25 protein-coding genes are annotated in these 22,850 nt (G+C 71.3%); 14 read left to right on the forward strand and 11 right to left on the reverse strand.

Features of this window, described 5'->3' with window-relative positions:
- Entirely contained in the window at positions 1–1,026 is a 1,026-nt protein-coding gene (locus tag EER30_RS19710; protein ID WP_240670159.1) for an alanine racemase, read from the forward strand.
- Here the strand turns inward: EER30_RS19710 and EER30_RS19715 are convergent.
- The gene (locus EER30_RS19715; RefSeq protein ID WP_127501975.1) at positions 907–1,806 is read right to left on the reverse strand and encodes a helix-turn-helix domain-containing protein; all 900 of its coding nucleotides are present in this window, start codon (positions 1,804–1,806) and stop codon (positions 907–909) included. The two genes, EER30_RS19710 and EER30_RS19715, sit on opposite strands and share 120 nt — an antisense overlap.
- Positions 1,807–1,917: 111 nt before the next feature.
- On the opposite strand from EER30_RS19715, the gene EER30_RS19720 reads away from it, so the two are divergent.
- Genes EER30_RS19720 through EER30_RS19730 form a run of 3 tightly spaced genes read left to right on the forward strand, consistent with a single transcriptional unit; the run spans position 1,918 to position 4,752 of the window.
- On the forward strand, positions 1,918–2,751 hold the full coding sequence (locus EER30_RS19720) for an SDR family oxidoreductase (RefSeq protein ID WP_127501976.1): 834 nt from the start codon (positions 1,918–1,920) through the stop codon (positions 2,749–2,751).
- A 9-nt stretch (positions 2,752–2,760) separates the two neighbouring features.
- Positions 2,761–3,483 (forward strand): GNAT family N-acetyltransferase, encoded by a 723-nt coding sequence (locus EER30_RS19725; RefSeq protein ID WP_127501977.1) that lies wholly within the window; start codon positions 2,761–2,763, stop codon positions 3,481–3,483.
- 9 nt (positions 3,484–3,492) lie between these two features.
- Positions 3,493–4,752, forward strand: coding sequence for an alpha/beta fold hydrolase (locus EER30_RS19730; protein WP_127501978.1), 1,260 nt, complete (start codon positions 3,493–3,495; stop codon positions 4,750–4,752).
- Between the two features lie 51 nt (positions 4,753–4,803).
- Here EER30_RS19730 and EER30_RS19735 read toward each other — a convergent pair whose 3' ends face one another.
- The 4 genes from EER30_RS19735 to EER30_RS19750 all read right to left on the reverse strand — a co-directional run bounded on the left by EER30_RS19735 (position 4,804) and on the right by EER30_RS19750 (position 7,661).
- Positions 4,804–5,766: an NADP-dependent oxidoreductase gene (locus tag EER30_RS19735; RefSeq protein WP_127501979.1), complete on the reverse strand. Its 963-nt coding sequence runs from the start codon at positions 5,764–5,766 to the stop codon at positions 4,804–4,806.
- 198 nt (positions 5,767–5,964) lie between these two features.
- Positions 5,965–6,285 (reverse strand): winged helix-turn-helix domain-containing protein, encoded by a 321-nt coding sequence (locus EER30_RS19740; protein ID WP_240670160.1) that lies wholly within the window; start codon positions 6,283–6,285, stop codon positions 5,965–5,967.
- Positions 6,282–6,761: a hypothetical protein gene (locus EER30_RS19745; RefSeq protein ID WP_127501980.1), complete on the reverse strand. Its 480-nt coding sequence runs from the start codon at positions 6,759–6,761 to the stop codon at positions 6,282–6,284. The genes EER30_RS19740 and EER30_RS19745 overlap by 4 nt, the downstream gene beginning before the upstream one ends.
- Before the next feature lie 321 nt (positions 6,762–7,082).
- Positions 7,083–7,661 (reverse strand): sigma-70 family RNA polymerase sigma factor, encoded by a 579-nt coding sequence (locus EER30_RS19750; RefSeq protein ID WP_240670161.1) that lies wholly within the window; start codon positions 7,659–7,661, stop codon positions 7,083–7,085.
- Positions 7,662–7,878: 217 nt separating this feature from the next.
- Between EER30_RS19750 and EER30_RS19755 the strand changes: the two genes are divergently transcribed.
- A complete protein-coding gene (locus EER30_RS19755; RefSeq protein ID WP_127501982.1) occupies positions 7,879–8,973 on the forward strand; it encodes an aldo/keto reductase in 1,095 nt (364 codons plus the stop codon).
- An 89-nt stretch (positions 8,974–9,062) separates the two neighbouring features.
- On the forward strand, positions 9,063–9,665 hold the full coding sequence (locus EER30_RS19760) for a TetR/AcrR family transcriptional regulator (RefSeq protein ID WP_164842394.1): 603 nt from the start codon (positions 9,063–9,065) through the stop codon (positions 9,663–9,665).
- A 134-nt stretch (positions 9,666–9,799) separates the two neighbouring features.
- Here EER30_RS19760 and def read toward each other — a convergent pair whose 3' ends face one another.
- On the reverse strand, positions 9,800–10,333 hold the full coding sequence (gene def / locus EER30_RS19765) for a peptide deformylase (RefSeq protein WP_127501983.1): 534 nt from the start codon (positions 10,331–10,333) through the stop codon (positions 9,800–9,802).
- A 167-nt stretch (positions 10,334–10,500) separates the two neighbouring features.
- Here def and EER30_RS47135 point away from each other — a divergent pair, with 167 nt between their 5' ends.
- Positions 10,501–10,659: a hypothetical protein gene (locus tag EER30_RS47135; protein ID WP_164842395.1), complete on the forward strand. Its 159-nt coding sequence runs from the start codon at positions 10,501–10,503 to the stop codon at positions 10,657–10,659.
- Positions 10,656–11,495, forward strand: coding sequence for a PfkB family carbohydrate kinase (locus EER30_RS19770; RefSeq protein ID WP_127501984.1), 840 nt, complete (start codon positions 10,656–10,658; stop codon positions 11,493–11,495). The genes EER30_RS47135 and EER30_RS19770 overlap by 4 nt, the downstream gene beginning before the upstream one ends.
- Before the next feature lie 34 nt (positions 11,496–11,529).
- Here the strand turns inward: EER30_RS19770 and EER30_RS19775 are convergent, their stop codons facing one another.
- A complete protein-coding gene (locus EER30_RS19775; RefSeq protein WP_127501985.1) occupies positions 11,530–12,117 on the reverse strand; it encodes a VOC family protein in 588 nt (195 codons plus the stop codon).
- 239 nt (positions 12,118–12,356) lie between these two features.
- Here EER30_RS19775 and EER30_RS19780 point away from each other — a divergent pair, with 239 nt between their 5' ends.
- Positions 12,357–13,472 carry a hypothetical protein gene (locus tag EER30_RS19780; RefSeq protein WP_127501986.1) on the forward strand — a complete coding sequence of 372 codons (1,116 nt, stop codon included), beginning with the start codon at positions 12,357–12,359 and terminating at the stop codon, positions 13,470–13,472.
- Complete coding sequence (locus tag EER30_RS19785) at positions 13,469–14,638, forward strand: ankyrin repeat domain-containing protein (RefSeq protein WP_127501987.1); 1,170 nt, start codon at positions 13,469–13,471, stop codon at positions 14,636–14,638. Before EER30_RS19780 ends, EER30_RS19785 begins: the two co-directional genes overlap by 4 nt.
- Here the strand turns inward: EER30_RS19785 and EER30_RS19790 are convergent.
- The gene (locus EER30_RS19790; protein WP_127501988.1) at positions 14,635–14,949 is read right to left on the reverse strand and encodes a hypothetical protein; all 315 of its coding nucleotides are present in this window, start codon (positions 14,947–14,949) and stop codon (positions 14,635–14,637) included. The genes EER30_RS19785 and EER30_RS19790 overlap by 4 nt on opposite strands.
- A 6-nt stretch (positions 14,950–14,955) precedes the next feature.
- On the opposite strand from EER30_RS19790, the gene EER30_RS19795 reads away from it, so the two are divergent.
- On the forward strand, positions 14,956–16,317 hold the full coding sequence (locus EER30_RS19795) for a dihydrolipoyl dehydrogenase family protein (protein ID WP_127501989.1): 1,362 nt from the start codon (positions 14,956–14,958) through the stop codon (positions 16,315–16,317).
- Here the strand turns inward: EER30_RS19795 and EER30_RS19800 are convergent.
- Both EER30_RS19800 and EER30_RS19805 read right to left on the reverse strand, forming a co-directional pair.
- Positions 16,314–17,078: a DUF3152 domain-containing protein gene (locus EER30_RS19800; protein ID WP_127501990.1), complete on the reverse strand. Its 765-nt coding sequence runs from the start codon at positions 17,076–17,078 to the stop codon at positions 16,314–16,316. The two genes, EER30_RS19795 and EER30_RS19800, sit on opposite strands and share 4 nt — an antisense overlap.
- Positions 17,079–17,129: 51 nt before the next feature.
- Positions 17,130–18,602 (reverse strand): ATP-binding cassette domain-containing protein, encoded by a 1,473-nt coding sequence (locus EER30_RS19805; protein WP_240670162.1) that lies wholly within the window; start codon positions 18,600–18,602, stop codon positions 17,130–17,132.
- Between the two features lie 263 nt (positions 18,603–18,865).
- Between EER30_RS19805 and EER30_RS19810 the strand changes: the two genes are divergently transcribed.
- The 3 genes from EER30_RS19810 to EER30_RS19820 are packed head-to-tail and all read left to right on the forward strand — an operon-like array spanning position 18,866 to position 21,710.
- Complete coding sequence (locus EER30_RS19810) at positions 18,866–20,455, forward strand: thiamine pyrophosphate-binding protein (protein ID WP_127501992.1); 1,590 nt, start codon at positions 18,866–18,868, stop codon at positions 20,453–20,455.
- Between the two features lie 47 nt (positions 20,456–20,502).
- Entirely contained in the window at positions 20,503–21,018 is a 516-nt protein-coding gene (locus EER30_RS19815; RefSeq protein WP_127501993.1) for a GNAT family N-acetyltransferase, read from the forward strand.
- On the forward strand, positions 21,018–21,710 hold the full coding sequence (locus EER30_RS19820; protein ID WP_127501994.1) for an HAD family hydrolase: 693 nt from the start codon (positions 21,018–21,020) through the stop codon (positions 21,708–21,710). Before EER30_RS19815 ends, EER30_RS19820 begins: the two co-directional genes overlap by 1 nt.
- Here the strand turns inward: EER30_RS19820 and EER30_RS19825 are convergent.
- A complete protein-coding gene (locus EER30_RS19825; RefSeq protein ID WP_127501995.1) occupies positions 21,694–22,656 on the reverse strand; it encodes a tetratricopeptide repeat protein in 963 nt (320 codons plus the stop codon). The genes EER30_RS19820 and EER30_RS19825 overlap by 17 nt on opposite strands.
- Between the last annotated feature and the right edge of the window lie 194 nt (positions 22,657–22,850).

Below are 22,850 nucleotides of genomic sequence, written 5' to 3' on the forward strand. Positions count from 1 at the left end.
GTGGAGACTCCCTACGTGGCCGTCGATGTCGCGGTGCTGGATCGCAATGTGCGGTCGATGGCAGCCGCCGCCGGTCAGCGCGGCCTGGCCCTGCGGCCGCACGCCAAGACGCACAAGACCGTCGAGATCGCGCGGCGGCAGATCGAGCACGGCGCCGCCGGCCTGACCGTCGCGACCGTCGCCGAGGCTGAGGCGTTCGCCGACGGCGGCATCGAAGACCTTTTCATCGCCTACCCCGTCTGGCCCTCACCCGCCCGGGCCCGTCGCCTGCGCGCCCTCGCCGACCGGGTAGCCCTGCGTGTCGGCGTCGACTCCGCCGAGAGCGCCCAGGCCCTCGCCCGATCGGTAGGCCCGCTCGATGTCATGGTCGAGGTCGACAGCGGCCAGCACCGCAGCGGCGTGCGCCCGTCCGACGCGAAGGCCCTGGCCGCCGACGCCGAGCGAGCAGGCCATCGTGTCAGCGGCATCTTCACCTTCCCCGGCCACGGCTACGGCCCCGGCCTGCAGCACCAGGCCGCCCGGGACGAGGCCACCGCTCTTCTCGAGGCCGATCCCCAAGCCCCCGTACGCAGTGGCGGCTCCACGCCCACCGCCGCGTTCGCCGAGGCCGGCCCGCTGACCGAGATGCGCCCGGGGGTCTACGTGTTCGGCGACGCCCAGCAGGTCGAGCTCGGCACCTGCACCTGGGACGACGTGGCCCTCACGGTCGCCGCCACGGTGGTGAGCCGCCGCGGCGACCGGGCGATCGTCGACGCCGGCAGCAAGATCCTCGGCGCTGATCGGCTCGCGTGGGCCACCGGTTTCGGCCGCCTCCCCGATCATCCCGACGCGCGCATCGTCGCCCTCTCCGAGCACCACGCCACGATCGAGTTCCCCGGCGGTGCCGTGCCCGCCCGGGGCGACCGCCTACGGGTGGCGCCCAACCACGTCTGCGCCACCGTCAACCTCACCGACGAGCTCGTGGTCGTCGAGGCCGGCCGGGAGATTGATCGCTGGCGCGTCGCCGCCCGCGGCGCGAACACCTAAAGAAGCCAGCGCTGAGGCAGAGGGCGTACCCGGTTCGGCGTGATAGACCACCATCATCAGACGGTCAGCGCCGATCACCGCGAGTTTTTCGCGGCGCAGGCGCAGATCGCCGAGCCGGGGATGCCGGATCACACTGGTGTCGTTGCCACCGCGCTGAATGTCGTGCCGCGCCCACAGCTCGCGAAACAGCGGGCTGCGCCGGTTGAGCTCGTCGATCAGCGCGCGATACCGGGGGTCGTCCGTGTCGGTGCCGATCTCCGCGCGTAGCTGGGCCACGTAGCCGGCCGCGTTCTCGTCGAGATCCGGGTGGTAGTCGCGGGCCAGCGGGTCGGTGAACACGGCCAGCACCCGGTTGACCCCGGTCGCCATCAGCGGCGACAGCGCCACGGCGAGCGCGTTCGCGGCGACGACGTCGCGGTAACGGTTCACCACGAAGGCGGGCACGTTCAGCGTCGCCAGCAGCATCTCGATACCGGCGGGCACGGCCGACTCGACAAGCGGCGGCCTGCGGCGCGGTTGAGCCAGAGCCAGGGCGTACGAGGTGGCGTCGGCATCCAGCCGCAGCACGCGGGCTATCGCCTCGACGACCTGCGCGGACGGCGTACGGTCCCGGCCCTGTTCCAATCGCAGGTAGTACTCCGCGCTGATGCCCGCGAGCAGCGCCACCTCCTCGCGGCGCAACCCCGGCACGCGGCGTAGACCGTTGCCGGGCAGTCCCACGTCGGCGGGCCGGACGAGCCGGCGCCGGGCCCGCAGGAAGTCGCCGAGTTCGCTGCGCATCCCGCCACCGTAGGCCGCTGCCTGTCCCCGTCACTACCAGGAACGACTAGGACTGCCACCACAACGGCGGCCCGTGGACGGTGGATGGTGAACACACCAGGAGGAACGAACATGGCAACGTGGTTCATCACCGGCGTCAACAGCGGCCTCGGGCGCGAGATGACCGAGCAGCTGCTGCAGCGCGGCGACCGGGTGGCCGGCACCGTGCGTAAGCAGGGGTCGGTCGACGATCTCGCGGCGAAATACGGCGACCAGTTCTGGGTGGCCCACCTCGACGTCACCGACCTGCCCACCGTACGGGCTGAGGTGGATCGCGCCTTTGCCGAGCTCGGACGCATCGACGTCGTCGTGAACAACGCCGGCTACGGGCTGTTCGGGGCGGCCGAGGAGCTGACCGACGAGCAGATCGTCGCGCAGCTCAACACGAACCTGCTCGGCTCGATCGCGGTGGTTCGCGCGGCCCTGCCCCATTTGCGCGGGCAGGGCGGCGGCCGTCTGATCCAGATCTCGACGTACGGTGGTCAGGCGACCAACCCGGGGGCGTCGCTCTATCACGCGAGCAAGTGGGGCATCGAGGGCTTCATGGAGGGCACCGCGAAAGACGTGGCCCCCTTCGGCATCGGTGTGACGATCGTCGAGCCCGGTGGCGCCCGCACCGAGTTCCGTTTCGACAGCCTCCAGCTGGCAACCCCGCATTCCGCGTACGACTCCACGCCCGCGGCGATGGTGCGGGGCGCGAAGGACCGCAGCCGTCCGCCGCTCGGGGACCCGGCGAAGATGGCCTCGCGGATCATCGCCGGCGCGGCCGAGGAGCCGGCTCCGCCACGCTTGGTGCTGGGCAGCGACTCGTACCGTTTCGTGACCGCGGCTCTGCGTGAGCGGCTGGCCCAGGTCGAGCCGCAGGAGTCGGCGGCCGCCGCGACCGACTGGGTGGACGCGCAGTAACTTGGTCGGGTGCCGACCCCGTACCGCCTGGAATTTCGCACCCGCCTCGACGATCCCGCCGCGCAGCGTGAGGCGATCGACGCCGGTTTCCGCCGGGAGGGGATCGCCCGGGGGGCCGGCCCGAACCGGGAAGATCTGATCATGTGGGCGCGGCTGGCCGACGATCCCGAGGGTCCGTCGCCGCGGGCGCTGCCCGATCTGCCCGGCGGCGAGCTGACCGACGGCGTGATCCGGGTGCGTCCGCTGCACCCCGACGACCTCGACGGTTACTACGAGTTGCGTAGCCTGCCCGAGGTGGTGGCGAGTTCGGTGCCGCCGGTCGCCCCGCCCCGCGACGAGGTCGAACGCCATTTCGCGTACGCCGAAGGTCGTTGGCTGGCCGGCGAGGCGGCCGCGATGAGCGTCGTCGACGCGCGCAGCGGCTTGTTCGCCGGCCAGATCGCGCTGTACTACTTCCAGCCGCACCACCGCGAGGGAATGCTCGGGTTCGGGGTGCTGCCGGCGTTCCGCGGGCGGGGTTACGCGCGGCGGGCGGTCGAGCTGGTGACGCGCTGGGCGCTGCACGAGGCGCGGCTGGCCCGGGTGGTGGCGGGCGCGGCGGCCGACAACCTGGCCTCGCAGAAGACGCTGCAGGCCGCCGGGTTCGAGCTCGAATGCCGGCAGCTCGGCATGTTGCCCGCTCCCGGCGGGGGACGGATCGACGCCGTGCTCTATGTCAGACGTCGTCTCTAGGGTGGGGACATGATTGCGCACCCCGGTCTACGTTTCGCCGACCACACCGTCACCGTTCCGCTCGACCACGGCGACCCGGGCGGCGAGACGATCGAGGTGTTCGCGCGTGAGGTCGTCGCGGCCGACAAATCGGGCGAAGACCTGCCGTGGCTGGTGTTCCTGCAGGGCGGTCCGGGTGGCAAGTCGCCGCGGCCGCTGCGCGCCGAGGGGTGGATCGGGCGGGCCGTGCAGACCCACCGGGTGCTGCTGCTCGACCAGCGCGGCACGGGTCGCAGCACGCCGCTGAACGCGACCACCGTGGGTGACCGTCCGGCGGCGGAGCAGGCGGCCTACCTGAAGCTGTTCCGGGCCGACAGCATCGTGGCCGACGCCGAGATCCTGCGTTCCCGGGTCGCGGGCGGGGCGCCGTGGGACTCGCTGGGGCAGAGCTACGGCGGTTTCATCACGATGACCTACCTGTCGTTCGCGCCCGAGGGGCTGCGCACCTGTTACGTGACCGGCGGGCTGCCCGGGCTCACGGCGACCGCCGACGACGTCTATGCCCGCACCTATCCGCGGGTCGCCGCGAAGAACGCCGAGTTCTACCGCGACTTCCCCGGCGATGTCGCCGCCGTGCGCCGCGTCGCCGACCACCTGGCCGCGAACGACGTGCGGCTGCCCGACGGCGACCGGCTCACCGTCGAACGGTTCCGGGTGCTGGGCAACTCGTTCGGCATGAGCGACGGCTACGCCCAATTGCACTGGCTGCTCGACGAGGCCTGGCACGGCGACCGGTTGTCGGCCACGTTCCTGCACCAGGTGATGGAGTTGACCGGCTTCGTCGACAACCCGCTGTGGGCGCTGCAGGAATACTGCTACGCCCAGGGCAAGGGCCCGACCGGGTGGGCCGCGGCCCGCGCCATGGCCTCGCGCCCCGAGTTCGCCGCCGCCGCCGACCCGCTGCTGTTCACCGGTGAGATGATGTACCCCTGGATGTTCGAGCAGATCACCGCGCTGCGCCCGTTCGCCGGCGCCGCCGCCCTGCTCGCCGAGGCCGACGACTGGCCCACGCTCTACGATCCTCGCCGTCTGGCCGCCAACGACGTGCCGGTGCTGGCCGCCGTCTACGCCGACGACATGTACGTCGACGCGGGCCTCTCGCTGGAGACGGCGGCGAACGTCGGCAACGTCCGCACGTGGGTCACCAACGAGTACGAACACGACGGCCTGCGCACCGGCGGCGAAGCGGTTCTCGGCCATCTGATGGACATGGCCAACGGTTTGCGCTGACGCGGCTTAGAGGCGACGGCCCGGCCCCTGTGTCCGCCGGGCCACCGCGATTCAGTGGCTCAGGATGACTTTGCCGTGCACGTCGCCGGCGTGGTGGCGGCGGTGGATGTCGGCGGTCCGGGCGACCGGGTGGCGTTCCGTGATGCCGAGCGTGACTGCGCCCTCGTCGACCAGGCGGGCGATCTCGGCCAGGTCGGCGGGATTCGGCCGGACCGTCATCGTCGACACGCGGACACCGCCCGGGCGGTGGTGAGGGATCGATGCGATCGACAGGAACGCGCCACCCGGCCTGATCAGCGTGGCCAGCCGGTCCAGTTCGCTGGTGGGGGCCGCAGCGGTGTTGAAGACCGCGTCGAACCGCGGAATGGGTTCGGGGTCCGCCGGCCGGTCCCATCGGTGGTCGGCGTTCGAGGTCCGGTCGAGCACCTCGTTCGCGCCGGCTGTGCGGGCGTGCTCGATGCTGGAGGGGCCGGCCACGCCCACAACGGTCGCCCCGGCGCGTTTCGCGAACTGGACGGCGAACCGGCCGACCCCGCCCCCGGCGCCGTTGATGAGGACCTGTTGTCCGGCGGTTACCCGCAGATGCTGGTGGAATGCCTGCCACGCGGTCAGGGCGGCCACCGGCAGCGCCGCCGCGTCGGCGAGCGGGATCGTTGATGGCGCCCGCCCCAACCGGTCCACCGCGGCGACGGTGTATTCGGCCGCGGCGCCCTCGCGAGGTCCGCTCAGGTAGCCGATCACTTGGTCGCCGACGGCGAACCCGGTGACGCCGGGACCGAGCCGCACCACGGTCCCGGCGGCGTCGATGCCGGGCACGAACGGGAAAGTGCGCGGCAGGACGTGATGTGCGCCGCCGGCCCGCACGAACGTGTCGCCCGGATTGAACGACGTTGCCGCCACCCGCAGCAGCACCTCCCCGGGGCCGGGGGAGGGCACCGGGGCGTGCTCGTAGCGGAGTTCCTCGGGGCCGCCGTAGCGGTACAGCCGTAGGGCTCTCATCTGATTCTCAGTCATGGGTCTCGCCTCCGAGGCCCCACTGTGTCCCGCCGAAATTGGACCGGCAAGTCCAGCGGTGGGATCATGCGCGGGGGCGCCCAGTCCGCGGTGGGTCCGCGCCGCGGGGGGAGCGCCGAGCGCGGCGGTGGGAACGCGCCCTGGGCAGAGTGAGGGTGCGCGGCTGGACCGTGCCGGAGGGAGTGCCGAGCCCGGCGATCAGACCGTGCCGGGGAGAAGGCCGAGGCCGGAGCGGGCGACGATCTCCTGCAGGGCGGCGACGTGGGCGGCGAAAGCGTTTCGGCCGAGCGGGCTCAGGCGCACCGACGTGCGGGGGCGTTTGCCGACAAAGCTCTTGCGGATTTCGACGTAGCCGGCCTCTTCGAGCGTCGTGAGCTGTTTGGACAGCGCCGAGTCGGAGAGGCCGATCTGGTCGCGGACGAACTTGAACTCGGCCCACTCGGTGGCGGTCAGCAGGCTGACGATCGACAGCCGGGTCGGCGCGTGGATCAGTTCGTCGAAGCGGGGCTCCACGGTCACCGGGAACCGGCCAGCGGGCGGGCGAGCATGAGCTTGCGCAGGTGGCTCATCAGGACCGGCCCGCCGAACGCCAGCCCGGCCGCGACCGGCACGCAGGCGATCGTGGCGGGGGCGGGCACGCCGAGGGCCTCGAGTGCGAAGCCGAGCCCGATCCCGGCGGCGACCAGGGCCAGGGTGAAGGCCGCGATGGCAAGCCCGCCTCGTACGCCCAGAAGGTCGTTGCGGACCTGGATGCGGGCGTGGCGCACAATCGAGATGATCAGCGCCGACAGCCCGAGGGCGTAGGCGACGCTGCCGGTGGCGACGAGCCACGGACGGCCGCTCTCGACGGCTCCCACGAACAACAGCATGAGAACCCCGAGCGAGGGCCAGAACCAGCCGGGTACGAGATTCGCGTCGATCACCTGCTCGCGGCGGGCCCGCACCTCGGCCAGGGCCAGCTCGGCGTCGATCGGCCCGATGCGTGGAGCGTCCATCGTTTCCTCCTCGGCATCAACTTGCCTACCCGGAAAGTATGCGACTCACTTTCCTGATTGGCAAGTACTTACCTGCTTGGCTTTGGCGCCGGGTTTCGCCACCAGGAGGAAATCCGCGAGGAACGAAACGATCAACAGGATCGGCGGGCGGATGGGGGAGGGCTGTGGATCTGGCCGTCGAGAGGGGACAACGTAGGTCACAAGGACGGTCGGCGGAATGAGCTATGAGGACGGTGGGCCGCGAGGAGGGCGAGTGCCGTCGGCCCGAGGAGGGCGGGAGAGCCCGGGCCGAAGAGGGCGAGAGGCGCCGGCCCAGGGCGGTCAGCGGCCGGGGCCCGCGGCGGGGCGGCCGTCGCGGCGGGCCCGGCCGGGGCGGGGGCGGTCGTTGGCGTCGGGCGGGTCCATCGCGGAGCGCAGCGACTGCAACGCGTAGAAGGCCCTCGACTTCACCGTGCCCACCGGCACCCCCAGGCGCTGGGCCGTCTCGCGGGTGCTGTGGCCCTCCAGGTAGAGCTCGGCCAGGATGCGCTGGTGGGTGCGGCTCAGCGAGTGCAGCGCGACCCGCAGCGACTCCATCGCCACGACCGTCTCGGTGATGTCGTCGCCGCCGGGACCGGCCATCGACTCGATCAGTTCGACGCCCACGGGACGCACCCGGGTGCGGCGGACCGCGTCGATGCCGACGTTGCGGGCGACCGTGAACAGCCACCGCCGGGTTCCCTCGGTGTCGGGCGGCAGGTCCTCGACCTTGCGCCAAACCCGGATCATCGTCTCCTGGAGCAGGTCCTCGGCGCTCTGCCGGCTCGACGCCGTGAAGCCGGAGAGGTAGCTGAGCAGCGCGGTGCTGTATTCCTGGTGCACCTCGGTGAGGCGGGCCGAGGCGGTCGCGGTGGGTGCCACGTCAAGTCCTCCGAACTTCCTGGTTGCTGTGCCTCTCACGTTTCCCTCCAGGGCCCCCGGGCCGAACCCGTGCGGCACCCTGGTCGGCGCACGGGGGTTGCCCTGGGGTGTGTCCGAGGCCACCCGGCGCACCCAGCTTTGGACTTGCGGGTCCATTTTTCGGACGCCACAGTTGCCGCCGTAACCGGCCCACGGGGGGCCGGAGAGGAGCGCCACGATGAACCAGTACTACCTGCTCGGCCGGTCCGGTCTGCGCGTCAGCCGCCTCGCCCTGGGCACCATGAACTTCGGCGTCGACGGTTTCCACAAGGCATACGGAAAGACCGCGGAGGAGGCCGAGCCGATCTTCCGCGCGTACGTGGAGGCGGGCGGCAACTTCATCGACACGGCCGACTTCTACACCGCCGGCGAGAGCGAGCGGATCCTCGGCGGCCTGATCAAGAAGATGGGCAACCGGGAGCGCATGGTGCTGACCGGCAAGTTCACCAACAGCATCGACCCCAGCGACCCGAACGCCAGCGGCAACGGCCGCAAGCACATCGTGCGGGCCGTCGAGGCGTCGCTCAAGCGGCTCGGCACCGACTACCTCGACCTCTACCTGCTGCACACCTGGGACCGGATCACCCCCGTCGAGGAGGTCGTGCGGACCCTCGACGACCTCGTGCGGGCCGGCAAGATCCGCCACGGCGGCCTGTCGGACACCCCGGCCTGGTACGCCGCCCGCGCGCAGAGCTACGCCGAGGCGCACGCGATGAGCCCGCTGGTGACCGTGCAGCTGCCGTACTCGCTGGTGACCCGAGACATCGAGGCCGAGTTCGTGCCGATGGCCCAGAACCTGGGCATGGGCGTCATGGTGTGGAGCCCGATCGCCAGCGGCCTGCTCACCGGCAAGTACAAGCGCTCCGGCGACGGCCTCGACGGCAGCGGCCGCCTGACCAACCCCGAGGTCGGCGGGGCGCCCGTCTCGGAGCACAATTGGCAGGTCGTCGAGGCCTTGGAGAGCGTCGCGGCCGACCTCGGCCGGTCGATGGCCCAGGTCGCCATCAACTGGGTCGCCACCCAGCCCGGTGTCGCCTCGGTCGTGATGGGCGCCAGCAGCGCGGGTCAGGTGGAGAGCAACATGGCCGCGCTCGACTTCGAGATCCCGGCCGACGCCCGCCGCCGGCTGAACGAGGTCAGCGCCGTCCCGGCGGCGCTGCCGTACGCCATGTTCACCCCGGAGTACCAGAGCTGGATCGTCAGCCCCGGCCTGGGCATCGGCGACAAGCCGGCCGGATACCACGAGCCGGTCTACAACGGCGTCAAGGCCTGATGCGAGCCCGCCCGGAGCGCCGGACCGGGATGCCGTCCGGCCCCGGGGCGTGGCACCATCGAATCGGCCCACGAAACCGAGGTGCGACGATGCCGACCCTGTCCCGACCGCTGACCCGCAAGGGCGAGCAGACGCGCGAGCGCATCGTGCTCGGCGCCGCGGCCGAGGTGCTCGAGCGCGGCGTCGAAGAGGTGCGCCTCGAAGACGTGATGGCCCGCACAGCCACCAGCAAGAGCCAGCTCTTCCACTACTTCCCGGGCGGCCGGGAAGAGATCCTGCTGGCCGTCGTGCGCCACGAGACCTCCCGCGCCCTGGCCGATCAGACGCCGATGCTGCAACAGCTCGACTCGTGGGAGGGCTGGCAGCGCTGGCGCGACAACCTCATCGACTGGTATCTGAAGCGTGGCCTGCGCTGCCCGCTGCTGGGCCTGCTCGGCGCCGACGCGACCCGCCGCATGCCCGAGGCCCAGGCCGTCATGACCGCGTTCATGGTCGACTGGCAGGCCGCGCTGACCGACGGGCTGCGTCGCCTGCGGGCCGGCGGTGCGGTCCCGCCCGGCCTCGACGTCGAGCAGGCCGGGGCGGCGCTGCTGGCCGGCATCCAGGGCGGTGTCCTCATGATGATCACCACGAACCGCATCGACTTCCTCGAAGCCGCCCTCGACCAGGCCGCCGTGGGTCTGCGCGCCTGACGAGCTCAGCGCAGCCTGACGAGCTCAGCGCAGCCTGACGACCTCAGCGGGGCCTGACGAGCTGGCTCGCTGCACGCGCGAGCCGGACCTGTGAGCGTTTCGGAAGTGGGGGCGAGCCTGACCCCCGTACGGGATCAGTGGGGGCTGACCTTGACCCGGGCCTCGGCCCAGGCCGCCGCGCCGATCGTGTCGAGGATGCGCTGCTGACCGGCCGCGTCCTGGTGGTCGATGAACAGCACCCCGTCGAGATGGTCGGTCTCGTGCTGCAGGCAGCGGGCCAGCAAACCCGCGCCCACGACCTGAACCGGGTCGCCGTGCTTGGTCAGACCGCGCGCCACCACGTTCAGGCGCCGCTTGGTGTCCAGATAGATGCCCGGGATCGACAGGCAGCCCTCGGGCCCGTCCTGCTCCTCGTCGTCGGGGAACTCCAGGCCCGGGTTGACCAGGTGGTCGAGCTGCTTGTCGTTGCCCGGCAGGTCGGGGTTGATGGCGAAGACGCGCAGGCCGACCCCGATCTGGGGCGCGGCCAGACCGGCCCCGCGCGACTGGGCGAGCGTCTCACCGAGGTCGTCGACGAGCCTGTGCAGCTCGGCGTCGAAAACGGTCACCGGCTCGGCGACCTGACGCAGCACCGGGTCGCCGACCTTGCGAATGGAAATCACGGTCATGGAGCACCTCCGTGGATCGACGGTAGCGAAGTCAACCGATCCGACGTTTTCCGGTCCGCCCGGTTCAGCATGTGAGATCCGGCACCACGGCCGGGGCCCGTACCGGTGAACTGACCCCTCTTCCGGTCGTCGTAGGCGCTGGAACCCGAGGGAAGGCACGCTAGATCATGCGACTCCGCAACGCCCACGACTGGCCCGTCCGCGGCGCCCGCCGCCCCGCCGCCGCTCGCTGCCCCGTCACGTTCCGGCTGAGGCACGCCACCCTGCTGGCCGCCCGCCGGTCCCCACGCTGCCGTGACGCCGCCCGGCGGCTGTTCCTGTCATGAGCATCGCCTTCGTCGGGCGCGCCAACGTCGACCTCACCCTGCGCATCTCGCACCGGCCCGGCCCCGGCCGCGCGGTCTTCGCCCCGCCCCTGATTCCCACGCCCGGGGGCAAGAGCCTCAATCAGGCGTACGCGGCCGCGCGCCTCGGTGGCGACGCCGCGCTGATCGCCGGTGCGGGCGACGACGACTGGGGCCTGATGCTGCACCGAACCCTGACCCGGGCGGGCGTGAACCTGGACGGTTTCCGCATCGTGCCCGGCGTGGCCACCGGAGCCGCGGTCGTCGAGGTCACCCCCGACGGCGAGTCGTACGTCGTGCTCGCCCCGTCGGCCGACCTCACCGGCGACGACGTGAGCCGGGCCCTCACCGCCCGCCCGGCCCCGATCGTGGTCGCCCAGCTCGACCTGCCGTGGGCGCCGCTGCTGGCCCTGCTCGAGCTGCCCCGCCCGCGGATCCTGATCGGCAACCTCGTGCCGCACCCCGACTTCGACCTGTCCACGCTCGATGTCTTCGTCGTCAACGAGTACGAGGCCGCCGCCGCGCTCGGTGTCACGGCGATCGCGGCCGACCGGGCGGCGGCCGCGCTGCGCGACCGGGGCATCCCGTCGGTGGTCGTGACGGCCGGGCCGCGTGGGGCAGCGTACGCGGGGAAGGCGGAAACCGGCACCGTGGCCGCACCCCGGGTGGACGCCGTCGACACGACCGGCGCCGGCGACGCGTTCCTCGGCGCCCTGGCCGTGCACCTCGACCAGGGCGAGCCGCTGGCCGACGCCGTGATCGCGGCGGTGCGCGTCGGCAGCCGGGCCGTCACCCAGCCCGGCTCCCTGCTCGACTGACCTCGGCCGCCCCTTCTGGCCGCGCGGTCCCTGGTCAGCCGTTGACGCCGGCCGCCTCGGCCAGATACGCGCCGTACCGGGCCGGCCAGTCGGCGCCGCTCGGCTCGCCGTGCGTCTCGGCGGCCTCGCGCAGGGCCTGCTCGAGGTCGCCGACCGTGCGGTAGACGACCTGCGTTATCCGGCCCGGGTGCCGCTCGGTGACCTCCTGCAGCACGAACAGGTTCCCGTCCGGGTCGGTGAACGACGCGAACGAGCTGTACGACCGTCGCCCGGGCGCGAACCCGGGCACCCGGTCCGTGGTGCCCGCGTGGTGGAACACGCCTCCCGCGTCGTGGAAGACCTCGCTGACCTCGATCCCGCGGCCGACCAGCTCCTTGCGGGCGACGTCGAGGTCGTCGACGACCAGCAGCACGCTCTGCGACGTGCCCGGGGCCTCCTCGGTGATCCCGCTCCCGATGATGATCGACGTCGGTGACCCCGGCGGCGTGAAGTGCACGATCCGGAACCCGCCGGGTCCCTTGTGGTCGGCCTGCTCCTTGAACCCGGCCCGGTTGTAGAACTCCCGGGCCCGCTCCACATCCGACACCGGCAGAACCACGACCTCGATCCTGAAGTCCACCATCGCCCGCTCCTCGCTGTGCTCGTCCTGGCGTCCTGCCCCGGCTCTCGCGCGCCGCCGGCCTCGCGCGCCCCAGGATCGAACCCTGGCCCCGACCCGGGCCGACCAGCCCGGGGTGCTGCGCGTCACCCGGAGTGAACCACCGGGGCGGGCGCCGCGTCGGTTCGAATCCGTTTGCCCGGGCGGGCCCGCAATGGCATCATCGCGGCCATGATCAAGAGAATCGAGCCCTCCGCCCGCCGGTGAGCGAGACGCCCGAGCCTGGACTGCTCGGACCCCCGACCACCCTGTTCGACCACGCCTTGCGCCTTCGTCGAGAACACCCCGACGAGCCCCTGCCGCGCGACGGCTACCCGTTTCCGGACGAGGAGCGTCACCGCTCACGAACCCGTCCGACCGCGGACGATCCTCGCCGCGCGGGAGCCGACGTCGCCGCCGTCCTCGATCGGCATTTCGGCCGATCCGACTCGCAACCGAGCGAGCTGGCCGACGCGTTTCACGACCTGTACGTCCCCATTCACCGCAACGAGCACATCGCGGCCGCGGCTCTGCGCGCGAACCGCAAGCGGGTGCGGCGAACCGGCCGCTGGCTGGTGCGGCACAGCACCGACCGATGCGCCGCCACGGTGGGGCTCGCGCTGCTGGCCGCCGACTGGGATGAACGCGACATCTCCCTGATTCAGGTGATCGGCCTGCTGTCGAACCATTTCGGGCCGCTGGCCGCGGACGCGCTGCAACGTCGCCGCGGAGGCGAAGAGGCCCTGCAGTGGCTGGCCGAGCGCGTCGCCGGTTGGGGCCGGGTCTACGTCATCGAGGCGTTGTGCCGTCGTGGGGTCCACAGCTCTCGATCGTGGCTGCTCCGTCACGCCTGCGACGGTGACTACCTCAACGGCTACTTCGCCGGCCAGGTCGCCACCGCGGCCCACCTGCACGCGGCGATCACCGGCCCCGATGTCGACGACGAGCTGATCGATCACACCGGCCTGCTCCTGAGCACGATGGCCGACTGCGGCGGCATGGGCAGGACACTGCAGCACTACCCGCCGGCACCCACCGTGCTAGCAGCGCACGCCGCCTACCTTTTCCGGCAGACGCCCACCTGGAACCGGTACGTCGTAGCCGCGACCCTCGCCGACCACCTGGCCGCCAAGCCGGCGAACCGGTCCGGATGCACCGCAGAGGAGCGGGACGATGTCGTGCGGCAGTACCTCGCCGCGCTGGAGCAGCCCGACTGGGTGGCGGTAGCACGCGCGGGTCTCGACCCGGCCGGTGAATTCGGCGTCTGGTTCGCCGGCAACGTGGCAGCGCGACTGCGTCTGAGCGCATTCGTTGATCAAGCAGGAGGTGATGACCGATGAACGAGGCCGCGGATCACGACCTGATCGAAGCGGTGCGGGCCGGCGACAAGGCCGCCGTCGAGCGGGCGCTGGCGGACGGGGCGGACCCGGATGCCGCGGTGGATCGCCGCCGCGCGTCGGTGCTCATCGAGGCTGCGCGCGGCGGCCGGCTGGGAATCGTCAGAGCTCTCGTGGAGGCGGGCGCAAGCGTCGGACCGTTCGGCCAGTTCGGCGTGTCACCGCTGCGCGTGGCGATGCTGCAGGCACACGCCGACGTGGCGGAACACCTGATCGCTCACGGCGCCCTCCCACTGGAACCCACGAGAAGGACGAGCCTGCTGACGGAAGCCGTGACCTACACGAGGCACCGTCCCCGGCCCGCCGCCCTGGCCATGCTGCGGGTGCTGCTGGAAGCGGGTGCGACGCCCCTGCCCGGCGAGGAGACGCCGCTGATCACCGCGGTCATGCAACCGGTCGCCCCCGCGGTCCTGCGCCTCCTGTTCGCGCAGGGCGCCGACGCCGACCAACTGCGTTCCGACGGCACACCGGCGATCGTCGTGGCCGCCCGGCGCGGAGACCACGCCGCCGTGGACACGCTTCTGCTGGCCGGCGCGGATGTGAACGCGGGCGACCGGCAGGGGCGGACGGCGCTGATGCACGCGGTCGAACGCAACGAGCAACGGGTCATCGCCGTCCTGCGGGAGGCCGGTGCGGCCGTTGACACCGTCAGCGCCGACGGAATGACCGCGCTGCGACTGGCTCAGGGCTGGCACCGCCAGAACGTCCAGTTCATGCTCGGCGAAATGCGAGTCGGTATGGACGACGTGCCGATCGTGCGTACCGTCGTGCGGATCAGCCCGGTCGGCGTCCGGCTCGCCGGTGATCCGCCGATGTTCCGGCTGATGGCGAGCGTCATCGATGTCGTACTGGACGATCTGGGCGACGACGAGTGGGCGGTCCGCAGCGGTTCGAGCACCGAAACGGCGAGGGCCGTCGCCCAGCGGTTCCGCGACGACATCGCCCCGGGCCTTCATGCGTCGTGGTTCGAGCTGGAGGTCACCGCGCACGAGTTCGCCGCCGCCCGCTCGGCCCTTCTCGAACTCGCTTACGGCACTACGCCCGGCGGTGTGAGCAGGCTGGAGATCGTCGATCTGCTCGAGGAGATCGAGCGGCAACTCGGTCGCTAGCCGCCGCCGGTGATGGCGGCCACCTGGACCGGGCTCATCGCGTCGGACGGGCGGTCCTGCACCGTGCGGGTGTCGACCGTCTCGGCCGTGTCGGAGGGCAGGACCCGGGCGGGCAGGCGGCCGAAGCGCTCGCGCCGCTCCTGTTCCAGGTCGGATGTCGTCAGGTTGTCGTCCTTCCCCATCTCGTCATTGAACCGCACCGGTGCTCGCCGCGACAGCTGTCGCGGCAGCCCGGGATCGAAGGCCGCACCCTGGTGGCAGGTGACCAGTGACTCGACCGGGTGCCCAAGAAGGCGTCGGGGGTCAATCATTGAGGCATGCAGAGTTATGACGTGGTGGTGATCGGAGCCGGGCCCGGCGGAGAGGTCGCCGCCGGGCGCCTGGCCGAGGCCGGTCTGAGCGTGGCGATAGTCGAGGGTGATCTGGTCGGCGGGGAGTGCTCCTTCTATGCGTGCATCCCCTCCAAGGCGCTGCTGCGCCCCGGCGAGCTGGTCGAGGAGGCCAAGCACGTTCCCGGCGCGGCCCAGGCGGTCAGCGGCAAGCTCGACGTCGCCGCGGTGCTGGCCCGCCGTGACGAGCTGATCGGCCACCTCGACGACGCCGGTCAGGTTCCCTGGCTCACCGACCGCGGCATCACCCTGGTGCGCGGCTGGGGCCGGCTCGTGGGGGAGCGGCAGGTCGCGGTCGGCGACGAGGTCCTCGAGGCGCGTAAGGCGGTCATCCTCGCCGGTGGCACCCGGGCCGCGCTGCCCGACATCGAGGGCCTGGCCGAGGTCAACCCGTGGACCAACCGCGAGGCCACCACCGCGGGGCAGATCCCGGCGTCGCTCGTGGTGATCGGCGCGGGCGTCGTCGGCACCGAGATGACCCAGGCGTACGCCTCCCTGGGCGCGCGCGTCACCCTGGTGGCCGGGCGTGCCGTGCTGCCCCGCGAGGAAGACTTCGCCGGCGAGCAGGTCGCCGCGCACCTGCGCGAGCAGGGTGTCGACGTGCGCGTCGGGCACCGGCCCCGATCCGTACGCCGGGACGAGGCCGGGGTGACGGTGACCCTGACCGACGGCAGCAGCGTGACCGCCGACGAGATCCTGGTGGCCACCGGCCGCACGCCGCAGGCGGTCGACATGGGCCTCGAGGTAGTGGGCCTCAAGCCCGAGGGGTTCGTCGAGGTCGACGAGCACATGCGCGCGCCCGGTCTCGACTGGCTCTACGTGATCGGTGACCTCAACGGCCGCGCCCTCTACACCCACATGGCCAAATATCAGGCCGCGATCGCCTCGGGCGAGATCCTCGGCAAGCCGATGGTCGCCGACCACCTGGCCGACGGCCCCGGCTCGCCGCGCGTGATCTTCACGTCGCCGCAGGTCGCCGCCGTCGGCCACACCACCGCGACGGCCGCCGCGGCCGGGCTCGCCGTACGCGTGGTCGACATCGGCACCGAGGCCAACGCGGGCGGCTCGTACTCGGGCGGAACCGTCGGCACGGTCCGTTTCCTGGTCGACGAGAAGCGCGGCGTCCTGGTCGGCGTCACCTTCACGGGCACGGCGGTGGCCGAGTTCCTGCAGGCCGCCACGATCGCGATCGTCGGCGAGGTGCCGCTCACCCGCCTGCGTCACGCGATCCCGTCGTTCCCGACCCGCAGCGAGATCTGGCTCTACCTGTTCAACGCTCTCGGCATCTAGTTCGGCGGCTGGTCGTCGTACTGCCCGGACGGGCCGTGGTACAGGGTTCCGTCCGGGTAGGGCCACGGGTTGGTCGTGCAGCCGTGCATGCCGAGCGTCTGCTGCTGCATCACCGGCGCCGGTCGGCCCTTGGCCGGGCACTTCTCGTGGCCGTGCCCGAGCCGGTGCCCGACCTCGTGGTTGACCATGTATTCGCGGTAGCGCGCCAGGTCACCCTTGTAGAACGGCACCCCACCGGCCCAGCGGGCGACGTTGAGCACCACGCTGGCCCCGTTGCGGCACGACGTGTAGCCGTCCGCGACGTCGCCGCACAGCTTGTCGCGGGTGACCGGCGTGGCCAGGTAGAGCGTGAAGTCGTACGCCTGACCGGGCCCGACCCGGCGGAAGCGCCAGTTGTCGCCGGCGGTCCAGCCGTGCGGGTCGGCCAGCGTCGCGGCGGCCGCGGCGGCGAACCCCTCCGGCGTGACGCCCGTAATGTCCCGTTCGACGGCCACGCGGTAGCGCATCAGCCGCCCACTGTGCCCAGCCGTGGCCGTGCCCGCCGGGGCGACCCGCCAGCGACCGCCGCCCTTCTCCGGAAACGTGATCTTGACCGGCGGCTTGGTGGTCGCCCGCGCGGTGGTGACCGGCGCCGGGGCGTCAGCGCTCGGCGCGAGCCACTCCGGCGACGGCGGGTCCGGGGCGGCCGCGTCGGTGCCACAGCCGCCCGTCAGAACCGCCGTGACCAACACCGCCGCGCAAAGGTACCTGCGAATCGTCATGCATCCCTCCGACCGAGATGACGATCGCTGGTAGGGGTTCCGGTTGCGTCCTTACCGGAAAATCACTCCGCCGATCCTAAGGACGGGCCATCGCTCCAGGTCGGACAACATTCGCCGATCGTGCGTGGCGATGATCACTGTCGCCGCGGCGGAGGGCAGGGCCGCGGTCAGCTCATCCACGAGCGTCGCCGAGAGGTGGTTGGTCGGCTCGTCGAGAATCAGCACGTCGGGCCGCGCGGCGAGGATCTCCTCCAGATGACGGCGACGCTGCTGACCGGGCGACAGGCGGGCTGCCGCGCTCAGCTCCTCCTGCGCGAGGTAACCGACACGGGCGTCACCCAGACGCCGCACGGTTCCACTCGACGGAGTGAGCACGCCGGCCAGCACCGACAGCAACGTCGACTTGCCGGCGCCGTTCGGGCCGGTGACCAGCAAGCGATCGCCGCCCTCAAGACGTACGGAGACGGGTTCGGACAGACGGCCGGTGACCGTGACGTCCTGGGCGTCGAGCAGCGGCGCGCCCGCCCGGGTGTCGCTCGGCGGCCACCGCAGCGGACGAGGCGGGGGCGGCAGGGTCACCCGGTGCGCGGCCAGGGCCTCCTGCCGGCGTCGCAGCGCCTGCACGACACCCGGCGCGCGGGTCTGCCGCTTGTGCTTGCCGGTGCCCTTGTCGGGCCGCCATCCGGTGGTGAGCCGCCCGCGGGCCTCGTCGACCGCGCCGGCCAGCCGACGGTGCTCGGCCTGCTGGGCGTCGTACACCTGCTGCTTGCGCTCCCGGTCACGCGCCCGGCCCTCCTGCCAGCCCGCATAGCCGCCGGCGTACAGGCGAGGCTCGTCGTCGAGGTCGAGGAACTCCTCGGCCACGTCGTTCAGCAGCGCCCGGTCGTGGGTGACGACCAGCACCCCACCGTCGTGCTGCCGCAGCCGCTCGGTGAGGAACGCCAGCCCGGCCGCGTCCAGGTGGTTGGTCGGCTCGTCCAGCAGCAACAGGTCGTAGACCGCGCCGAGCACGCAGGCCAGGCGTACGCGATAGCGCTGACCGACCGACAGTGTCGCGAGCCGCCGGTTCCGGTCGGTGCACGCGCCCAGCGCCTCCAGGGCCACGTCGACGCGACGCTCGGCATCCCAGGCGTCGAGCCGGGTGGCCAGGTCCAAGGCCAGGGCGTACGTCTCCGGAGCGCTCTCGACCGTCTCGAGCGCGGCGTCCAGCATCTCGAGCGCGCGTTGCGCCGGCCGGATCGCGTCGGCGACCAGCGTGGCCACGGTCGCGTCGCCCCCCGGCTCGAGCTCCTGCTCGGCGACGCCGAGGGTGCCGGCGCGGTGCACGGTGCCCTGGTCGGGTTCGGTCAGGCCGGCCAGCACGCGCAGCAGGGTCGTCTTGCCGCTGCCGTTCTGCCCGACGACCGCCAGCCGGGACTTGGCGGACACGGTGACGGAGAGGTTGTCGAGGACGACGCGGTCACCGCGCACGACGCGCACGGCTTCCGCCCGTACATGGGCAGTGGTCTTCTCAAGGATGTTCACGGGATCTGCTCTCAGCTCGTCTGGGAGCCGGGGCAGCGCAAAGGGGCACCGCCCGGCGGGAACGCCAGGACGGCGGAGCATGCCGCCGTCAGCGGCTGGAGCGCGTCCTCATGAACATGAACATGCGCAGAACCGTATCGGCCGGTCGCTACGAGCGCATCCGAGATACCGCCCGGTTAGCTAAGACACAGCTCAGGGGCTGAACGAATGAATCGCGAGGCCGTCACGTTGGGGAGGGCAGAGTACAGAAGGAAGTTATTAAAATGAAGCTTCACGCCGCGCTCGCGCGCGCTCTGGCCGGCTACCGGGTCGGCACCATGTTCGGCCTGATCGGCGACGCGAACCTGTTCATGGTGCACAGCTTCGTGCACGATCACGACGGGCATTACGTCGGCGCCGCTCACGAGGCCGGGGCGACGTTCATGGCCTTCGGCTACGCGGAACGAACCGGCAAGCTGGGCGTGGTGACCGTCACCCACGGGCCGGCGCTGACCAACACGCTGACCGGGCTGGTCGAGGCCGTTCGCGCCCGCACGCCGATGCTGCTCATCGCCGGCGACACCGCCACCCGCAGCCGCACCAACATCCAGGACATCGCTCAGCGTGACGTCGTGCTGCCCACCGGGGCCGGGTTCGAGCAGGCCCGTACGCCCGACAGCGCACTCGACGATCTGGCCCTGGCCATCCGTCGCGCGCTCGTCGAACGGCGCCCGGTCGTGTTCAACGTGCCGTCCGACTTCATGGCCGCCGACGTCGAATACCGCGAGGTGCCGCTGCGGCTGCCGCGCGCGCAGAAGGCGTACCCGGACCCGGCCGCCGTGCGCCGCGCGGTCGACCGCATCACCGCGTCACGCCGCCCGGTCGTGCTGGCCGGGCGCGGAGCCATCGACTCGCGCGACGCCGTGCTGCGCCTGGCCGAGCGGATCGGCGCGCCCGTCGCGACCACGCTCAAGGCCCGCGACCTGTTCCGCGGCGAGCCCTACACGCTGGGCATCGCGGGCAGCGTCGGCGACCCGGCCGCCCAGGAGGTCATCGACTCCTCCGACCTGATCATCAGCTTCGGCGCCGGGCTCAACGCCTACACGACCCGCAACGGCGCGCTGCTCGCCGGCGGTCGCGTGCTGGCCGTCGACAACGACCTCGAAACGCTGCCCGAGCTGGTCGGCGACTCCGGGGCGGCGGCCAACGCGCTCGTCGACGCCCTCGACGACCGCGGGGTCGCCTCGCGCGGCTTCCGGGCCACGATCCCGCCGTTGGTTGTCGAGGCAGCCGACCGCCCGCAGACCGCGCCCGGCACGGTCGACGTCGGGGCCGCGCTGCGCCTGCTCGACGACCTCCTGCCCGCCGACCGCACCCTGGTCAGCGACGGCGGCCGTTTCATGATGGAGGGGTTCCGCCACCTCACGGTCACCGACCCGCGCCACTTCGTGCTGCCGGCCAACTTCGGCTCGATCGGTCTGGGCATGGGTGCCGCCATCGGGGCCGCGGCAGCCGACCCCTCCCGTACGACCGTGATGGTCAGCGGCGACGGCGGGTTCATGCACGGCGGCGTGGCCGAGTTCAGCACCGCCGTCCGCGAAGGTCTCGACCTGATCGTGGTCGTCTGCAACGACGGCGGCTACGGCGCCGAGCACATCCAGTTCGTGCGGCGCGGCCTCGACCCGGCGTTGTCGCTGTTCGCGTGGCCCGACCTGGCCGAGATCGCCGAGGCCCACGGCGGCGAGGGCTTCACCGTCCGTAACCAGGACGACCTCGACCACCTGGCCAAGGTGATCGCCAACCGCCGCCGCCCCCTGCTGATCGACCTGCGCCTGGACGTCGACCACATCGCGCCCATGCCGTCCAACAGCTGACCCCTCTCGGGATCGCGGTTCGGCCTGATCGTCACTATCGTCGCGGCATGGCCTCGCTGATTCTGCCGACGACACGGCTGCACGCGGCGTTCCTGGACTGCCGGGACGAGTGGGGCCCGGGGGTGCACGAGGACGGCTTCGGGATGACCCCCTCCGACGAGGTGGACTCGCCCGAGGGCTTCGCCGCCTGGGTGAGCGAGCGCACCCGCTACGTTCACCCGGCCGGCACGCCCTGCCCCGCCGAACCACACGGCTCGCCGCGATGGATCGTCGAGGACGAGCGCGTGCTCGGCGGCATCGCTCTACGGCACAAGTTCGACGACAGAACCGGCCACATCGGGTACGGGCTCCGGCCGTCCGCCCGCGGCCGGGGCCTGATGGCGTGGGCACTGGGGCAGATGCTCGACGAGGCCCGCGCGCTCGGCGTCGGCCGCCTGCTCATGCTCTGCCACGCGAACAACCTCGCCTCGGCCCGCACGATCGAACGCAACGGCGGCATCCTCGAGGACATCCGTCTCAGCAGCGCCGGCCCGATGCGCCGCTACTGGATCAACGCGGCCTGATGCTCTCCGCCGTAGTCTTCGACCTCGACGACACCCTGGTCGACCAGCGCACCGCGGCCCGGCGCGCGGTGGTTTCCTGGGCGAGGTCGCTCGGGCTGCCCGACGACGGAGTCGCCCAGCGCTGGAAGGACACTTCCGACCGCCAGTACGCCCGCTACCAGCGACGCGAGATCACCTTCAATGAGCAGCGGCGCTTCCGCGTACGGGAGCTTCTGGGCCTGACCCTCACCGACGCGGAAGCGGACGAGTTGTTCGCCGGCTATCTGACCCGTTACGAGGCCGGCTGGGCCGCCTTCGACGACGCTATCCCGGCGCTGCGGCAAACTCGGGCCGCCGGCCTGACCATCGCGATCCTCACCAACGGCGACGAAGCGCAGCAACTGCAGAAACTCGACCGCCTGGCCCTGCGCCCCGAGATCGACCTGATGATCGCCTCGTCCTCCCTGCCCGCCGGCAAACCCGACCCGCGAGCCTTCGAGCACACCATCGAGCGCCTGGGCGTCAACCCCGACGAAGCCCTGATGGTCGGCGACTCGTACGAGAAGGACTACCTGGGAGCGCGAGCCGCGGGCCTGCAGGCAGTGCTCCTGGACCGCGACGACGCCCACACCGTTCCCGAGGTGCCCCGAATCCGCTCCCTGCACGCCCTGGCCGACCTTCTCGTGGACGATGTCGTCACAACGCCGCGATGAGGAGAACAAAGATGAACAGAACTACGAAGAACGCCATTATCCAGTAGTGAATATTCGAGCTCCGGTCTCGAGGAGCTGCCGGATCGTTATCCGATGTGGAGGGTAGTGCTTCGGCCGTGACGGTGCTGGTCGCTGATTCGGTGGAAGCGGGCTCCGGATCCGGGGACAGCTTCTGTGCCGCCGCTCGGTCGCGTCCGGCATCGTCGGGTCTGTCCAGCAGGTCGTACACGTCCGCTCTGAGCAGCAGGAAATCAGGGACATCGGGGGCGAGCCGAACGGCGTGACCGTAGTCCTTGGAAGCGTTCTCGAGATCGTCCAGGTCTCGGTGGACATGCCCGCGCATCGCGTATGCCGTCTCATCCGGTAACACGGCAATCGCGGCGTTGACGTCGGTGAGTGCCTGATCCACGTCGCCGATCTGCCGGAGAATTCTCGCCCGGCCGAGCAGGGCTCTCTGGCGAATCTCCGGAGACGGGGATTGTGCAATGATTGTATATTCTTGAATGGATTTGCCTGGCTTATTGGCATCGTCGAAGATATCTGCGCGAAGCATGTGGACCATCGTTTCGTCCAGGCCCAACTGCTCGGCGCGCTCCACGGCGTCGAGCGCGCCGTCGAATCGTCCCGTTCGCTGCCGTGCATCGGCCAGGGCCGCGTGCCCGTCCGCAATGTTCGGGTAGCGATCGACGAAGCTGGTCGCCTGGGCCAGGAAATGTCCATCGTCGTCGGACTGCGAGGCTTCCTCCAAGGCCGCCACCGCTCGCATCAGGCTCCGATCACTGGAATTGCGGGCCGCGGTCCGAAGTCCGGAGATCGCTGATCCGACAAGCCATCCGGCTGCGGTCGCCGCCCCTCCGACAATTGCACCGGCCGCCTCGTTCTCCCAGGTCGTGCGGTCGCGGTAGTGGCTGCCGCCAGGCAGGCGATCGTCTCTGTACAGGGGCATGATCCCTCCCTTGTCGAGGTTCCCTCGTCCACTCTTCTCGGCGAAACGGACGACGGCAATCCATCATTGAGACGATAGGTGGAGCCCCACCGGAAAACGATCTCAAGCCATCCGAAAAGCGCGGCCACACCGCATTCGTGTCGATCGAATAGTGCCGACGGAGATCGTTTCCAGGCTGGGTCGACCGTGATCCC

Source organism: Actinoplanes solisilvae, assembly GCF_003999975.1.
In the GTDB taxonomy this organism is placed as follows: domain Bacteria; phylum Actinomycetota; class Actinomycetes; order Mycobacteriales; family Micromonosporaceae; genus Actinoplanes; species Actinoplanes solisilvae.

What these genes read in the sequence shown, in the direction of transcription:
- EER30_RS19715 (WP_127501975.1), bottom strand. Translation starts at nt 1,806, where the DNA reads ATGCGCAGCGAACTCGGCGACTTCCTGCGGGCCCGGCGCCGGCTCGTC.
- EER30_RS19720 (WP_127501976.1), top strand. Translation starts at nt 1,918, where the DNA reads ATGGCAACGTGGTTCATCACCGGCGTCAACAGCGGCCTCGGGCGCGAG.
- EER30_RS19730 (WP_127501978.1), top strand. Translation starts at nt 3,493, where the DNA reads ATGATTGCGCACCCCGGTCTACGTTTCGCCGACCACACCGTCACCGTT.
- EER30_RS19735 (WP_127501979.1), bottom strand. Translation starts at nt 5,766, where the DNA reads ATGACTGAGAATCAGATGAGAGCCCTACGGCTGTACCGCTACGGCGGC.
- EER30_RS19745 (WP_127501980.1), bottom strand. Translation starts at nt 6,761, where the DNA reads ATGGACGCTCCACGCATCGGGCCGATCGACGCCGAGCTGGCCCTGGCC.
- EER30_RS19755 (WP_127501982.1), top strand. Translation starts at nt 7,879, where the DNA reads ATGAACCAGTACTACCTGCTCGGCCGGTCCGGTCTGCGCGTCAGCCGC.
- EER30_RS19760 (WP_164842394.1), top strand. Translation starts at nt 9,063, where the DNA reads ATGCCGACCCTGTCCCGACCGCTGACCCGCAAGGGCGAGCAGACGCGC.
- def (WP_127501983.1), bottom strand. Translation starts at nt 10,333, where the DNA reads ATGACCGTGATTTCCATTCGCAAGGTCGGCGACCCGGTGCTGCGTCAG.
- EER30_RS47135 (WP_164842395.1), top strand. Translation starts at nt 10,501, where the DNA reads ATGCGACTCCGCAACGCCCACGACTGGCCCGTCCGCGGCGCCCGCCGC.
- EER30_RS19770 (WP_127501984.1), top strand. Translation starts at nt 10,656, where the DNA reads ATGAGCATCGCCTTCGTCGGGCGCGCCAACGTCGACCTCACCCTGCGC.
- EER30_RS19775 (WP_127501985.1), bottom strand. Translation starts at nt 12,117, where the DNA reads ATGGTGGACTTCAGGATCGAGGTCGTGGTTCTGCCGGTGTCGGATGTG.
- EER30_RS19785 (WP_127501987.1), top strand. Translation starts at nt 13,469, where the DNA reads ATGAACGAGGCCGCGGATCACGACCTGATCGAAGCGGTGCGGGCCGGC.
- EER30_RS19790 (WP_127501988.1), bottom strand. Translation starts at nt 14,949, where the DNA reads ATGATTGACCCCCGACGCCTTCTTGGGCACCCGGTCGAGTCACTGGTC.
- EER30_RS19795 (WP_127501989.1), top strand. Translation starts at nt 14,956, where the DNA reads ATGCAGAGTTATGACGTGGTGGTGATCGGAGCCGGGCCCGGCGGAGAG.
- EER30_RS19800 (WP_127501990.1), bottom strand. Translation starts at nt 17,078, where the DNA reads ATGACGATTCGCAGGTACCTTTGCGCGGCGGTGTTGGTCACGGCGGTT.
- EER30_RS19810 (WP_127501992.1), top strand. Translation starts at nt 18,866, where the DNA reads ATGAAGCTTCACGCCGCGCTCGCGCGCGCTCTGGCCGGCTACCGGGTC.
- EER30_RS19815 (WP_127501993.1), top strand. Translation starts at nt 20,503, where the DNA reads ATGGCCTCGCTGATTCTGCCGACGACACGGCTGCACGCGGCGTTCCTG.
- EER30_RS19820 (WP_127501994.1), top strand. Translation starts at nt 21,018, where the DNA reads ATGCTCTCCGCCGTAGTCTTCGACCTCGACGACACCCTGGTCGACCAG.
- EER30_RS19825 (WP_127501995.1), bottom strand. Translation starts at nt 22,656, where the DNA reads ATGCCCCTGTACAGAGACGATCGCCTGCCTGGCGGCAGCCACTACCGC.